We start from the raw sequence: 13857 nt of genomic DNA, 5'->3' as shown, positions 1-13857 counted from the left end.
CTTTGGATTCGACAAATAGGTAACAGCAACTATTTTAGCCTTTTAAGGGATCATTTCGCTTGACTTGCTCCCAATAGGCATCCAGTTCCTCAACGGTATGCGCCTGCATGGGTTTGTCCGCCTGGGCTGCCAGGGCCTCCACACCACGAAAGCGATGTTCAAACTTGTTGGTCGCCCGGCGCAGCGCCTGCTCAGGGTCCAGCTTAAGATGCCTGGCCAGATTCACCACGGCAAACAACAGATCACCCAGCTCATCCTCCATCTTGTCGCTATCCTGGGCGGCGACCTCCACCATCACCTCGTCAAGCTCCTCATGGATCTTGGCCACCACAGGCCCTAAGTCGTTCCAGTCGAAGCCCACAGTTGCCACCCGGCGCTGTACCTTGGCCGCGCGGGTCAAGGCTGGCAGTGCCCTTGGAATATCATCCAGCACCGAATGCAGCGAGCGCCCGGCGCGCTCCTTGGCCTTGATGCTCTCCCAGGTCTCGCGCACCGACTCGCTCGAGGCCTGACTCATCTCGCCAAACACATGGGGATGACGCTCGGTGAGCTTAGTGCAGATCTTCTCCACCACCTGATCAAAATCGAACCTGCCCTGCTCTTTACCCAACTGACAATAGAAGATCACCTGAAACAGCAGATCGCCGAGTTCCCCGGGGAGCTCATCCAGGGTGCCGCGCTCTATGGTGTCGGCCACCTCGAAGGCTTCTTCCAGCGTAAACGGTACTATGGTCTGATAGCTCTGGGCCTTGTCCCAGGGGCAACCCGTTTCCGGGTCTCTGAGCCGCTCCATTATGGTCAGCAGCCTTTGGATGTCTGATTTGCTCTGCATCGTTTACCTCATCAAAAAGGCGGCCAGGGCCGCCTCTTATTACGCTTTATAGGCTGTCATTACAGCTTAGAGGCGTCTCGCCTCGATAACGCCGCTGACCTGAGACAACTTGGCGATCACCCGCGACAAGCCCTCGAGGTTATACAGCTCAAGTTCCAGCTCGATAGCCGCAGTCTGGGTCTTCACATCCGACGATGAACTCATGGCCAGCACGTTTGATTTCTCTGCCGCCAGCACAGAGGTGAGATCCCTCAGCAGCCCGCTGCGATCATTGGCCAGCACCTTGAGCTTGAGCTTATAGCCGCCGGAGTAGTTCTCACCCCAGACCACATCGACACTGCGCTCGGGATGCACTCGCATCAGCTCCTTCACCTGTTCGCAATCGGCTCGGTGAACCGAGATCCCCCTGCCCTTGGTGATAAACCCGAAGATCTCATCCCCCGGCACCGGCTGACAACACTTGGCGATATGGCTGAGCAGGTTACCAACGCCATTCACCTCGACCTGGCCCTTGCCCTTACCTGTAGAACGCGCCTGATTCTTCTTCAGCAGATCTTCCAGCGCCTCCTCTTCGGAGACTTCGTTGACCCGCATACGGCTCTGTACGTGGTTGACCACCTGGTTGAGCCTGACGTCACCGCCGCCGATACCGGCCAGCAGATCGTCCATGCCCACCATGTTAAAGCGTTCCACGGCGCTGTGAGCATCTTTCAGCGTAAGGCCAGAGCGTGCCAGTTCGGCCTCGAGCATCTCACGGCCGGCGACGATATTCTTGTCCCTGTCCTGCTGCTTGAACCAATGCTGGATCTTAGAGCGGGTGCGCGATGCCTTGATATAGCCCAGGTTAGGGTTAAGCCAGTCGCGCTTAGGGTTAGGATGCTTGGAGGTGATGATCTCTACCCGTTCACCGGTTTCGACCTGATAGGTAAAAGGCACAATGCGGCCATCGACCTTGGCACCGATACACCTGTGGCCCACCTGGGAGTGGATATAGTAGGCGAAATCCAACACGGTCGAGCCCATGGGCAGATCCACCACGTCACCGTTTGGCGTAAACACATAGGCTCTGTCTTCGAATACCTGGCTGCGCACCTCGTCCACCAGGTTGCCGCTCTCGGCCACATCTTCCTGCCACTGCAGGATCTTACGTAGCCAGTTGATCTTCTCTTCGTAGCCGCTCTGCTTGCCTGTGGTGCCCTCTTTATACTTCCAGTGGGCAGCCACCCCCAGCTCGGCATCTTCATGCATCTGCTCGGTACGGATCTGGATCTCCACCGTCTTGCCCTCTGGCCCCACGACTATGGTGTGGATCGACTGATAGCCATTGGGTTTAGGGTTGGCCACATAATCGTCGAACTCTTTAGGAATATGATGCCAGAGCGTGTGTACTACACCCAAGGCGCCGTAGCAGTCCTGCAGACGCTCGGTGACGACTCGCACCGCGCGCACATCGAAGAGTTCATCGAAGGTAAGATCTTTACCGCGCATCTTCTTCCAGATGCTGTAGATATGCTTGGGCCTGCCATAGACCTTGGCGCGGATCTGCTCTTCGTCCAATCGCTGCTGCAACTGGTTAACGAAGTTATCTATATAGGTCTCGCGATCCATCCGCTTGCCATCGAGCTGCTTGGCGATGTCCTTGTAGATCTCAGGGTGCAGATAGCGAAACGAGATATCTTCCAGCTCCCACTTGAGCTGACCTATGCCAAGGCGGTTGGCCAGAGGCGCATAGATGTCGGCGATCTCCCGTGCCAGTAGGACACGGGTTTCCTCATCGGCATTCTTAACCTCACGCAGCAGACAGATACGCTCGGCCAGCTTGATCACGACGGCGCGGACATCCTCCACCATGGCCAGCAGCATCTTACGTATGTTATCTATCTGGGGTTCGGCGTTCCGGCTCTGCTCGTTGACCTTGAGGGCCCCAATGGCTTCCATGGTGACCACGCTATTGACCAGGGTGGTAAGCTTGTCGCCAAACAGCTCAAGTATCTGCTCCTCGGTCAACAAGCCAGCATCGAACACCACGAAGATCACCGCCGCCTGCAGGGTCTCGATATCCATGTTGAGCGGCGCCAGGATCTCGATCAGCTCTCGGGCACGGCCGATCAGCAGGGTATCGTTAGCATCATGTTTCGCCACCAGCGCCTCGATCTGCTTAATCAGCGCGAGTAAGGTGCTGGCGTCATCGGCGTCACTCAGATAACGATTAACCCACTCGGTCAATTGAAAATCTGTGTCTTTAAAATGTGCTTCTCTAACAGATACCATCTACTGCATGTCCTATTACTTGATTGCTTGCCCCTAACAGCGTTCGACCGCGGCCTAAATAAGCGCCATATGACATCGCCAATAATGAACTCACTATCTTGGGGATTCCCTCGCCAAAGTCAAATGATATACGCCGACTATTTGCGCGCTTAGGCCAAGATTAACAACTATTTACCCAGCTCAAACAAGGCCATGGCCTCGATATGATGTGTCTGGGGAAACATATCGATGAGGCCTAGTCGACTCAGCACATATCCCTGGGCGAGCAAGGGCTCACAATCTCTGGCCAGACTCACCGGATTACAGGAGATATAGACGATCGCCTTAGGCTTCATCTTCTTTAACCATTGTAGACTCTCATAGGCGCCGGCTCTGGCAGGATCCAGCAGTAACTTGTCGATACGCCCGAGCCAAGGTGCAGCGGACAGATCCGCGCTAAGATCCCCATGATAAAACTCGGCGCCCTCGACGCCGCTCGCACCGGCATTTAGTCTTGCCTGGGCCACCATGGCTTCGACCCCCTCGACACCCACCACCTGGGCGCCAGCCTTGGCCAGCGGCAGGGTAAAGTTACCCACGCCGCAGAAGAGATCCAGCACCCGCTCGCCGGGATGAACCTGCAGCCAGTCGATGGCCTGAGTCACCATCTGCTGATTGATCTCACCATTGACCTGGATGAAGTTGCCTGGCGAAAAGCCAAGCTGACTGCCATCCTCTAGCCGATAGAAAGGCAGGCCCTCGTCGCCCCAAAGGGTCTCAAGCCTGCTTTCGTCGTCGAGCAATATCACCCTTACCCCATGCTGCTCGCCAAAGGCTGCTAGCAAGGCTTTATCCTTGTCATTCAAGGGACTCGTGATACGCAGCACCACACCAGGGCCCGAGTCGACTGACAGTAGCTCCACATGGCCCAGACTACGCTTGGCACTCAGGCGGTTAAGGCATTGATTGAGCGGCGTGATAAGATCTGACAGCGACTCAGCCAGCACGGGGCAGGCATCTATGTTAACCACCTCGCTGCTGGCCAGGGCACGAAAGCCCAGGTTGAGGTGCTTACTATCGCACTGATACTGGGTTGCCAGACGGGCGCGGCGGCGATAGTGCCAGCCCTCGCCACTTAGCGGTTCACTCATGGCCTGAGGCTGGGTGCGGCCCATCTTATTAATCAGGTTTTCAAGCGCATCTTGCTTAGCGGCACGCTGGGCTGAGAGCTCAAGGTGTTGCAGGTCGCAGCCGCCACAGCGGCCATAATAAGGACAACTCGGGGCGATACGCGCCGCGCTGGCGGTCTCGACCTTAATCAGCTTCGCCTTGGCGTGACGCTTCTTCTGCTCTGTTATCTGCGCCGTTACCTTTTCACCGGGCAGGGCGCCGGGAATAAAGACGATTTTTCCCTGATGCTCGGCTATCCCCGCCCCTAGGTGATCCAGCTGGCTCACATGGAAACTTTGCTTGGCCTGGGTTTGTTGTGTCTTACGGGGTTTAGCTTTATAAAATTGTGCCATTTAGGCCTCTAAAACAATAAAAATACTAGTAAAGACTGCACAAAGTCTGGCAGTCTAATGTAACCTATATCCATCGTAGATAAATAATACCAACTCAATGAATAGTGCAGACAATATGACTAAATACAGCCTGAGAGCCTGGGTTCTCGTGCTGGCCTTAGCGCCCACTATTTTGGTTGGTATTTTGCTTGGCAGCTATTTTACCATAAATCGTTTCTATGAGCTGGAAGAAAGCTTAATCGAGCGCGGCGGTAACATCATCGAGCCCCTCGCCATCTCGGCCGAAATAGGCCTGGAAACCAAGAATTTCGAGACCACCAAGCGACTGATCACCTCGGTACAGCTCAACAAATCCAACCTGGTGCAGTTCATTGCCATCTTCGACACCAGTAACCGGGTGATAGTGACCTCGCATCACTATAAGAGCCACGAGTTTATGCGCTACAACGAGCCCATAGATTCGCTGCAGACCACAGAGGTAGAGGAGTTTGGCGATAGCATCATCATGCGCAGCCCCATCTTCTCCAGCCAGCGCGAACTTGTGGTCAGCCCCTACGACAGCAACTCCATGGCCCAGCAGGTTAACTCCGCCAAACTCGGCTATATCGCCGTGTTACTCAACAAAGAAAATGCCCTGCTTGAGCAGCACAGGGCCGCGGTGGCCGCCTTTATCATCGTCCTTATCGGCGTGCAGCTTAACCTATTATTTACCTTCCGCCTGGTGAAAAACGTTACCCACCCCATCACCGAGATGGTGCGCGTGGTGGCCAAGATCCGCGAGGGCAAGTTGGACACCCGGGTCGACGGCAACCTGATCGGTGAACTGGACCTGCTCAAGCGCGGCATCAACGCCATGGCCGGCTCCTTGTCGGAATACCACGAGGAGATGCAACAAAACATCGACCAGGCGACCTCGGATCTGCGGGAAACCCTGGAGCAGATAGAGATCCAAAACGTCGAACTGGATCTGGCCAAGAAACGCGCCCTGGAGGCCAGCCGTATCAAGTCTGAGTTCCTGGCCAACATGTCCCACGAGCTGCGCACGCCGCTCAACGGGGTGATAGGTTTCGCCAAGCAACTATTAAAGACGCCACTGCATGCCAGTCAGCAGGACTACATCAAGACCATAGAAAAGAGCGCCACCAACCTGTTGGGGATCATCAACGACATCTTAGACTTCTCCAAGCTGGAGGCGGGCAAGATGGAACTGGAGAACATGCCCTTTGCCCTGCGCGAGCTGATCGACGACACCATCTCACTGCTGGCCAACAGCGCCAAGGATAAAGATCTCGAACTAGTGGTGGATATAGAGCCGAGCATCAACGACAACGTCTCTGGCGATGCCCTGCGGGTCAGCCAGGTGATCACTAACCTGGTGGGCAACGCCATCAAGTTTACCGACAGCGGTAGCGTGCACCTCAAAATGCGCCTGACCAGCGAAGAGACTGACAAGGTCAATGTCCGCTGTGAGATCACCGATACAGGCATAGGCATAGACAAGCCACATCAGGCGCAGCTGTTCCAGGCCTTCGGCCAGGCAGACTCCTCCATCTCGCGCCGCTTCGGCGGTACCGGCCTGGGCCTGATTATCACCAAACGTCTGATCAACCGTATGGGCGGTCAAATCGGCTGCATCTCGGCGCCGGGTAAGGGCTCTACCTTCTGGTTCACCCTGCCTCTCAAGTTGAGTTCCTACCCTATCAGTCAGTCGCTAGAAACCGATAAACTCATCGACAAGACGGTGCTCTTGTTCGAGCCAAGGGAACTGTCACGCAAGGTCCATGAGAGCCTGCTTAGCCACTGGGGCATGCAGAGTGTCAGCATCACGACCCCGGAAGATCTGGCCCGTGTCGCCGGCGAAGAGGGACGTCACTTCGACTATGCCATCATCAGCTGTAACGATCTGGCCAGTAGCCCTAATCTGCTCAACGTACTGAATAAGATTGCCAAGATCAGCGACTATACCCTCTACCTATGCAGCAGCACCGAAAGCGCCGCCAAGATGAGCCTGATCCAGCCCACTGTAGACAAGGTGATGCAGGCGCCGGTAGGCGAGCGCGCCCTGGCGGTGACCCTGATCAATCCTCACCGAGCCCAATTCGAAGCCATGCCGTTCAAAGAGGCGGCCAAAGAGACCCAGGAGCGCGAGCCCATGAGCGTATTGGCGGTGGATGACAACCCCGCCAATCTCAAGCTGATAAAGACGCTGCTCAAGGAGCTGGTCACTCAGGTTACTGTCACCGACAACGGCCAGGAGGCAGTAGAGATCGCCAAGGCCAAGAGCTTCGATCTCATCTTCATGGATATTCAGATGCCGGGCACCGACGGTTTTAGCGCGACCAAGCAGATACGTGAGCATTCGCTCAATCGCAACACCCCCATAGTCGCCGTGACCGCCCACGCCATTGCCGAAGAGCGCGAGCGTATCGATCAGAGCGGCATGGATGGCTACCTGCCAAAACCTATCGATGAGGCTGCGCTCAAGAGCGTGATTAGCCGCTGGAAGACGCGGCCACAGTTTACCCATTTCGACCAGCACACCCTCAATTGGGATCTCTGTCTGACCCAGGCCAACCAGAAGACCAACCTGGCGCTGGAGATGCTACAGATGTTGGTCGACTCCCTGCCCGAGACCCGCGACAACATATCGGGCGCCCTCGAAAGACAAGACAGCCAGGCCATGGTCAGCCATGTCCACAAGCTACACGGCGCCAGCTGCTACTGCGGCGTGCCGACCACGCAGCGACTCTGTCGAGAGATTGAACAGTCACTCAAGCAAAATGCCGACGTCGATCTCGTCGAGCCGGAAATACTTGAGTTACTTGACGAGCTTTCTAAGGTAGAATCGGCCGCAAATCAAGTAATAGCCCAGTTATCTATGGATGTGATCGATGAGTAATAAACCCGGGTTTTTCAAGCGCCTCAAGGCCCTCGAACTGGAACAGAAGAAGCTGTTCGCCATCGCCCTTTGCCAACGCATGTACCCCAACTATCAGCTGTTCAGCGAAGTCTGCGAGTTTGGCGACCCACAGGTGCTCGATACCGTGCTCAACCTGCTGTGGCAATCTATGTACGATCAGAAGCTGAAGCTTAACATCGACCTCTACCTGGAGCGTCTGGATCTCAACACCCCAGAACCCAGCGATTTCGATGTCTATGGCGTCTACCCAGCCATGGATGCGGCCGTCGCCCTCACCTCACTGCTCAGCGCCCTGCAGAGCAAGGTTGAAGACGATATCACCAACATCAGCAAGCTCTCATCCGCCACCGTAGCCAACTATATCGAGGCCACCCTAGAGGATGAGATGGATGAAGCGGCGCTGGACGAGCACATCTTCAATCACGAGGTGATGCAGGAAGAGAAGGCACTGCAGGCCTCTTTACTGGAGATCATCGAAGAGAACCCTAAGATCACCGCCGACTTCGTCAAGGCGCTGCGCAAGGAGGTTGTTCAGGCAGGCGTATCCAACATAGGTATCTCGGCGGGCGCCTAATGCGCAAACTTATCTACCAGGGATTTGTATTGACCAACCCCGATGGGTTAACCAATACCTGGTGCCTCACCATAGGGGAGCAGCGACGCGTCGGCTCCCTGTTTGAACTCAGGCGTCAGATCCATTTCTATCTGGAGCTGGGCATCCTGCCGCCGCCCAAGCCGCTGCAAAGACGGTCTGGCCCCAAGCATTAGACTTTAGCGTTATAGGGACACGACGGGCTAAGTGGTAACCTAATAGCCATAACAGTTTTTAGGATAAGCGCCACTCAGACTCAAGCCAAGGAAGTCGTCTCCCTATGTTATCCACTCTCTCGCCACTCTTTGTCGTATTTGGCATCATGGTCACCGGCTTTGTCGTGCAAAAAGCCCGGCTACTGCCCGAAGGCAGCGACAACGTGCTCAATCAATATGTCTATTACATCGCCTTTCCGGCAATCATGATGATAGTGCTGGCCGAAACCCCAATCGAGGAGATCGCCAACTGGGGCTTTATTGGCGGTTATAGCCTGGCCATGACCCTGATTTACCTGCTCACCGGCCTGCTCTCCCTCTGGTTACAACCCAAAGAGAAGCCCCTCGCCGCCATCAGGGCCCTCAATACCACCTTCGGCAACACCTCCTTTATCGGCATCCCGCTGATGATGATGCTGTTTCCCGGCGATCAGCTGGCGTTGGCCGCAGCCGCCTTGGCCAGCCTATTGTCCGTCACCGTATTTGCCATAGTGCTGGCCCAACTGGCATTGTTTCAGGGCCAGACAGACAGCGCACTCAAGACGGTAGTGTTAGCCCTCATCCAAAACCCCATCATATTGGGCAGCCTGGCCGGGGTTGCTATATCGGCCGCCCACATAGAGCTGTACAGCCCTATCGCCGAGATCATCAGGCAATTTGGCATGACCTCCAGCCCCTGCGCCCTGTTTGCCATCGGCATGGTGCTCTGCAAGGCCAATCAGGGAGGGAGAAACGCCACTGGCATACAATCGCGTCTGGCTGAACTCACCCTGCTCAACCTGACTAAGCTATTGCTACAGCCATTGCTGGCCTACCTGTTGCTCGGCGCCCTGGGAGTAAAGGGACAACTATTGGAAATGGGCGTGATTCTGGCAGCCCTACCGACTGCGCCAGCGTCTACCTACTGGCCCACAGGTTTAATGTGGGTGCCACCAGTAGCGCCCAGACCATCAGCTTAGGAATAGTGATTAGCTTTGCCACCATTCCACTGCTGCACCATTGGCTCGGCTCAGGCACCGCCAGCGTGTTTTAACGGATAAAAAGCACACAGGTATTTACTGTATAAAAATTCAGTATATACTGTTCATGAATACAGTACTTTGTAAAAGGATGTCATCATGCTTTGTCAGCTCAGCATCAATAACTTTGCCATTGTCCGCTTTTTAGAACTCGATTTTAAGTCTGGGATGACCAGCATCACAGGCGAAACCGGCGCGGGGAAATCGATTGCCATCGATGCCCTGGGCCTGTGCCTGGGTAACCGCGCCGATGCCAACACGGTCCGCCCCGGTGCCAGCAAGGCCGAAGTCAGTGCCCGCTTCGCCCTCAGCGATATCCCGCTGGCCAAACGTTGGTTAGAGGACAATGATCTCGAGCTAGACGATGAATGTATCCTGCGCCGCACCATAGGCAGTGACGGCCGCTCACGGGCCTACATCAACGGTAACCCGGTTCCCCTGAGCCAGATGCGCGCCCTGGGCCAGCTGCTTATCGGCATTCACGGTCAACATGCCCATCACGCCATGCTGAAGAGTGAGCATCAACTCACCCTGCTCGACAGCTACGCCAACCACAAGATGCTGCTCGAGGCCTGCAGCGCCAGCTACCAGCGCTTCAAGCTGATCCAAAAAGAGCTGAGCCAGCTGCAGCAGTCGCAGCATGAGCGCATCGCCCGCAAACAGCTGCTGCAATATCAGGTCGAGGAGCTCGACGAGTTCGCCCTGGGCGAAGAGGAGTTTGAAGAGATAGAGGCCGAGCATAAGAAGTTGGCCAATGGTACGGCGCTTATCCAGGCCTGCCAACGCACCCTCTATCTGCTGCAAGACAGCGAAGAGGGCGCCATCGAATCGCTACTCAACATGAGCCTGGATCAGGCCCAGGAGCTCGAAGGTTATGACCCTGAGCTAAAAGGCGTAGGTAACATGCTCAACGATGCCCTGATCCAGGTGCAGGAGAGTAGCAGCGAGCTACAAAGATACTTAGACAGGCTGGAACTGGACCCGGATCACTTTGCCGCCCTGGAGCAACGCCTGTCTAAAATCATGATGCTGGCGCGCAAGCACCATGTGAACGCCAAAGATCTCTATCAGCATCATCAGGCACTTAGCCAGGAGCTCAGTGAGCTGGACTCGGATGAGGAGAAACTCGATGAGATCGCCCAGCAGCTCGAGAGCTGCCGCGAGAGCTTCATCGCCCATGCTCAGAAGCTCAGCCAGAGCCGCCAGCGTTACGCCAAGGAATTGGACAAGCAGGTTACCCGCTCTATCCATGAGCTGAGCATGCCTAAGGGCAAGTTTGTCATCGACGTGCAGTTTAATCCCGAGATGATGTCGCCAAACGGCTGCGATACTGTGGAGTTTCAGGTCACGACCAACCCGGGTCAGCCGCTACAGCCCATCGCCAAGGTGGCCTCGGGCGGCGAGCTGTCGCGTATCGGACTGGGCATTCAGGTGATCACCGCCAAGAAGGTTGCCACTCCGACCCTCATCTTCGACGAGGTCGACGTGGGGATCTCTGGCCCGACCGCGGCCGTGGTGGGCAAGATGCTGCGCGCCTTAGGCGAGTCGACACAGGTACTCTGTGTGACCCACTTGCCCCAAGTGGCCGGCAACGGTCATCAGCATATGTTCGTCAACAAGCAGAGCAAGTCAGGCCAAACCGAGACCTCCATGGTGCCACTGGATAAGGGGCAACGTATCGAAGAGCTGGCGCGCCTACTGGGCGGTGATGTCATCACCAACAATACCCTGGCCAATGCCAAAGAGTTACTACAGGGCTAAGCCAGTAAGATCAAAAAATTGGCCACCATTAGGCTGGTTAGCAAGCAAAGCGCGGCAAGATTCAGGCCGCGCTTTTTATTTCATAAGCACCTCTGAGACGAGCCTATTGCGCCGCTTATGTAGCGCTGTTGCACAGCGAAGAGACTCTGATAAACTGAGCCCTTTGCTGTCGATACTAAGTTAAAAGCCACAAGGATTTGAAATGCGACACTTTTTTCGTGCTCTGAAATGGATCTTATTCACCCTGCTGCTCATTCCCGTCGGCGGCTATCTCATCTTGCTGCTGATCAATCTACAAGATAGCGAGCCATCAGCTCAGGCGAGCGCCTATCTTGAGCAGGTAAACGCCGAAGAGACCGCCTTGAGTCTGCACCTGGAAAACAATCCTTATCTTTATGCCATGGGTTTCGATGCGCCGAAAGATGATGACCCGATGGAGGTCGGGCTTAAACGCTATCAGGCGCTCAAACAACTTGTTGTTTTAGAAAGGCCAGAAAAGACTGTCGACGAAAAATTCGAGCGTCCCGAATGGCCAATTACCACTTGCCTCAAACAAGAAGGCTATCTTGATGACTGTGCAGCCCTATTGGCCGAGACAGAGACACTAAAGACTACACTCGTTGACCATACCTGGCTGATTAAGCGCTACCGCACCCTACTCTCCCTCGGTAATTGGCAGGATGATACCCTTTTCAACATGTATAGCGATCTTCTACCTATCCAACATCTGATCGCCGCACAGCAGCTATACCTTGTCGATGCCTACATCAATGGCACGGATTCAACCTCCCTTATTACCGCCATAGACAAAGATATGCAGTTCTGGCAGCAGGCAGCCGAACGAATCAATATGCTAGGTAATAAATTCCTAGCCATCTCGGCGCTCAAGCAAAACATGAAGCTGGGCGAGCTGCTCGTTAGTCAAATGCGAACAGAGGATGAAGATACTAGCTTACCTAGCCTTTGGCTGGCCCCCACTGCAGGAGACGTGCTATCCCTTGAGCGAGCCAAACGTGGCGAATGGCACTTCCTGACTAAGATGACACAATCATATGAGGCGGGTGAAGACGCAAGCATCACCGCTAAGGTCACCGAGGCTCTGCTTATGCCACTGTTGCAACAACAGGATACCGCCAACCGCTACGCCAACTTCTTAACGGGTGAGGCAGACATCAAGCCCTGCCCCGATGACCTCTCGCTATCGACCCTCAAAGAGTACGCCTATAACCCCATGGGAAAATTTATTCTCTGCTCTGGCATCTCCTCTTTTGAGAGTTATCAGGCAACGGCTAACAAGGTGGAATCGCTGCGCGCCGAGCTGGTTACCCGCTTAACGACTCCTGCTATCTCAGCAGAGATGAAGACTAAGGCTAGTGAAGAAGCTAGGGATAACTCGCCAGAAGAATAAACCTTCTGTTTCGATCATCGTCTTGCTCTCATCCCCTGACACATATCAGGGGATCTTTAACACATGAGTTTATTCCGGAAGACGATCGAAACCGGGCACAGATTGGACTTCTTCCCCCCAATTCGCCCGTTCTTCCATGAACAGCTTTGCCATCGGCGCTATAGGCACCTCAACGTCCAGACAGCCAGCCGGCACTACCAGGTTGAACTCATCGAGCCGATAGGGCATTGGCGAGCCACATACCTTACAGAAGCAGCGCCTATGTCGACTATTGGCCACCTGGAAATGTTGCAGCAAGGCCTCTCCCCGCCGCCAGTTGAGCACAAGATGATGAGAAAATAGATTAGCACCATGGAGCGAGCCTGTGCCCTTCTGACAACGATGACAATGACACAGATAAAAGGCATCGAAGCGGCCCACCAAGCTAAAGGCCACACCGCCACATAGGCAGCTACCACTGAACTCAACTTCCGACCTGTTTTGATTAAGGCTCTCATCATCCATAACTTGTCTCCTGTTGCCTGAAAGCGACTAATACCAATCGTAATAAACAATTTATCATTCTAGCTTGTTAAAACGCTCGATAACTGTATTAGTATTTTTAATTGTAGAATAACTACTTATCTAAAAATCCTGCTTTGTTCTCAAGCGTTTTTCCTGCGCTATTTCTGATCACATATTTACTGTGATTGGTATAAAAGTTAAAACCGCGCAAGCAGTCAGCGCAGCGACAAATCAAATTTTTGCTGGTGTGCCAAAAACAAAAATCCCGATTGTCTCGGCGCGCTCGCCATCGACAGTCGGGACTTAATTTCAACTCAGAACTGGGTAAACCAATCACTATCCGGCCAGATAGACGATCCCCTGTAGGCACAAAAATGCAAACACCCCGGCGAGCACATCATCAATCATGATGCCTATGCCGCCATGAACCTTGGCATCCAGCACCTTGATGGGCCAGGGCTTGAGGATGTCGAAGAAGCGAAACAGCGCGAAACCAATCGCCAGCCAGAGCCAACCGGCGGGCGCAGCGATGAGGGTGATCAACAGACCCGCCACCTCGTCCCAGACGATGGCACCGTGATCATGCACGCCCATATCTTTTGACGCCTTGTCACAGATATAGAATCCGGCGAGTACGCTCACAAGCGTCAACCCCAGATACCAACTCAGCGGAAGGCCTGCCATCAACAGATAAAGCGGAATCGCCGCCAGGGTACCGAAGGTGCCAGGCGCCTTAGCGGCGAGGCCTGAACCGAAACCCAAGGCCAGGAAATGAATAGGATTTGCCAGTGAGAGCTTCTTAAGAACCGGATCGCTCGACCATAACTGCATGT

At 54.6% G+C, this 13857-nt stretch carries 10 protein-coding genes and 1 pseudogene; 6 read left to right on the top strand and 5 right to left on the bottom strand.

Features of this window, described 5'->3' with window-relative positions; all coding sequences use genetic code 11:
• Positions 1-34: 34 nt before the first annotated feature.
• The 3 genes from mazG to rlmD form a co-directional block, all read right to left on the bottom strand.
• Entirely contained in the window at positions 35-832 is a 798-nt protein-coding gene (mazG, locus tag DB48_RS11875; RefSeq protein ID WP_041510478.1) for a nucleoside triphosphate pyrophosphohydrolase, read from the bottom strand.
• Between the two features lie 66 nt (positions 833-898).
• Complete coding sequence (gene relA, locus DB48_RS11870; RefSeq protein WP_041510477.1) at positions 899-3103, bottom strand: GTP diphosphokinase; 2205 nt, start codon at positions 3101-3103, stop codon at positions 899-901.
• Between the two features lie 167 nt (positions 3104-3270).
• Positions 3271-4605 (bottom strand): 23S rRNA (uracil(1939)-C(5))-methyltransferase RlmD, encoded by a 1335-nt coding sequence (gene rlmD / locus DB48_RS11865; RefSeq protein WP_041510476.1) that lies wholly within the window; start codon positions 4603-4605, stop codon positions 3271-3273.
• A gap of 115 nt (positions 4606-4720) precedes the next feature.
• Between rlmD and barA the strand changes: the two genes are divergently transcribed.
• From barA to DB48_RS11835, 6 genes and pseudogenes are all read left to right on the top strand, one after another.
• The gene (gene barA / locus DB48_RS11860; protein WP_443018647.1) at positions 4721-7504 is read left to right on the top strand and encodes a two-component sensor histidine kinase BarA; all 2784 of its coding nucleotides are present in this window, start codon (positions 4721-4723) and stop codon (positions 7502-7504) included.
• A complete protein-coding gene (locus tag DB48_RS11855) occupies positions 7497-8099 on the top strand; it encodes a YjaG family protein (RefSeq protein ID WP_041510474.1) in 603 nt (200 codons plus the stop codon). Before barA ends, DB48_RS11855 begins: the two co-directional genes overlap by 8 nt.
• Positions 8099-8293, top strand: coding sequence for a hypothetical protein (locus DB48_RS11850; RefSeq protein ID WP_041510473.1), 195 nt, complete (start codon positions 8099-8101; stop codon positions 8291-8293). The genes DB48_RS11855 and DB48_RS11850 overlap by 1 nt, the downstream gene beginning before the upstream one ends.
• 104 nt (positions 8294-8397) lie before the next feature.
• A pseudogene (locus DB48_RS11845) lies at positions 8398-9365 on the top strand (AEC family transporter).
• Positions 9366-9450: 85 nt separating this feature from the next.
• Positions 9451-11112 (top strand): DNA repair protein RecN, encoded by a 1662-nt coding sequence (gene recN / locus DB48_RS11840; RefSeq protein WP_041510472.1) that lies wholly within the window; start codon positions 9451-9453, stop codon positions 11110-11112.
• A gap of 202 nt (positions 11113-11314) precedes the next feature.
• A complete protein-coding gene (locus DB48_RS11835; RefSeq protein WP_052813768.1) occupies positions 11315-12520 on the top strand; it encodes a hypothetical protein in 1206 nt (401 codons plus the stop codon).
• A 69-nt stretch (positions 12521-12589) separates the two neighbouring features.
• On the opposite strand, the gene DB48_RS11830 is transcribed toward DB48_RS11835, so the two are convergent.
• Positions 12590-13024, bottom strand: coding sequence for a GFA family protein (locus DB48_RS11830; RefSeq protein ID WP_052813767.1), 435 nt, complete (start codon positions 13022-13024; stop codon positions 12590-12592).
• Positions 13025-13360: 336 nt separating this feature from the next.
• Positions 13361-13855: a phosphatidylglycerophosphatase A family protein gene (locus tag DB48_RS11825; protein ID WP_041510471.1), complete on the bottom strand. Its 495-nt coding sequence runs from the start codon at positions 13853-13855 to the stop codon at positions 13361-13363.
• Positions 13856-13857 lie beyond the last annotated feature (2 nt).

The sequence above is a fragment of the Shewanella sp. cp20 genome (genome assembly GCF_000832025.1).
Classification (GTDB): Bacteria; Pseudomonadota; Gammaproteobacteria; order Enterobacterales; family Shewanellaceae; genus Shewanella.
This window is presented reverse-complemented; position numbering and strand designations above follow the sequence as displayed.

Excerpts from the sequence above, each read along its gene's own strand:
- rlmD (WP_041510476.1), bottom strand. The coding sequence starts at position 4,605 with ATGGCACAATTTTATAAAGCTAAACCCCGTAAGACACAACAAACCCAG.
- DB48_RS11855 (WP_041510474.1), top strand. The coding sequence starts at position 7,497 with ATGAGTAATAAACCCGGGTTTTTCAAGCGCCTCAAGGCCCTCGAACTG.
- DB48_RS11850 (WP_041510473.1), top strand. The coding sequence starts at position 8,099 with ATGCGCAAACTTATCTACCAGGGATTTGTATTGACCAACCCCGATGGG.
- mazG (WP_041510478.1), bottom strand. The coding sequence starts at position 832 with ATGCAGAGCAAATCAGACATCCAAAGGCTGCTGACCATAATGGAGCGG.
- relA (WP_041510477.1), bottom strand. The coding sequence starts at position 3,103 with ATGGTATCTGTTAGAGAAGCACATTTTAAAGACACAGATTTTCAATTG.
- DB48_RS11830 (WP_052813767.1), bottom strand. The coding sequence starts at position 13,024 with ATGGATGATGAGAGCCTTAATCAAAACAGGTCGGAAGTTGAGTTCAGT.
- DB48_RS11835 (WP_052813768.1), top strand. The coding sequence starts at position 11,315 with ATGCGACACTTTTTTCGTGCTCTGAAATGGATCTTATTCACCCTGCTG.
- DB48_RS11825 (WP_041510471.1), bottom strand. The coding sequence starts at position 13,855 with ATGCAGTTATGGTCGAGCGATCCGGTTCTTAAGAAGCTCTCACTGGCA.
- recN (WP_041510472.1), top strand. The coding sequence starts at position 9,451 with ATGCTTTGTCAGCTCAGCATCAATAACTTTGCCATTGTCCGCTTTTTA.
- barA (WP_443018647.1), top strand. The coding sequence starts at position 4,721 with ATGACTAAATACAGCCTGAGAGCCTGGGTTCTCGTGCTGGCCTTAGCG.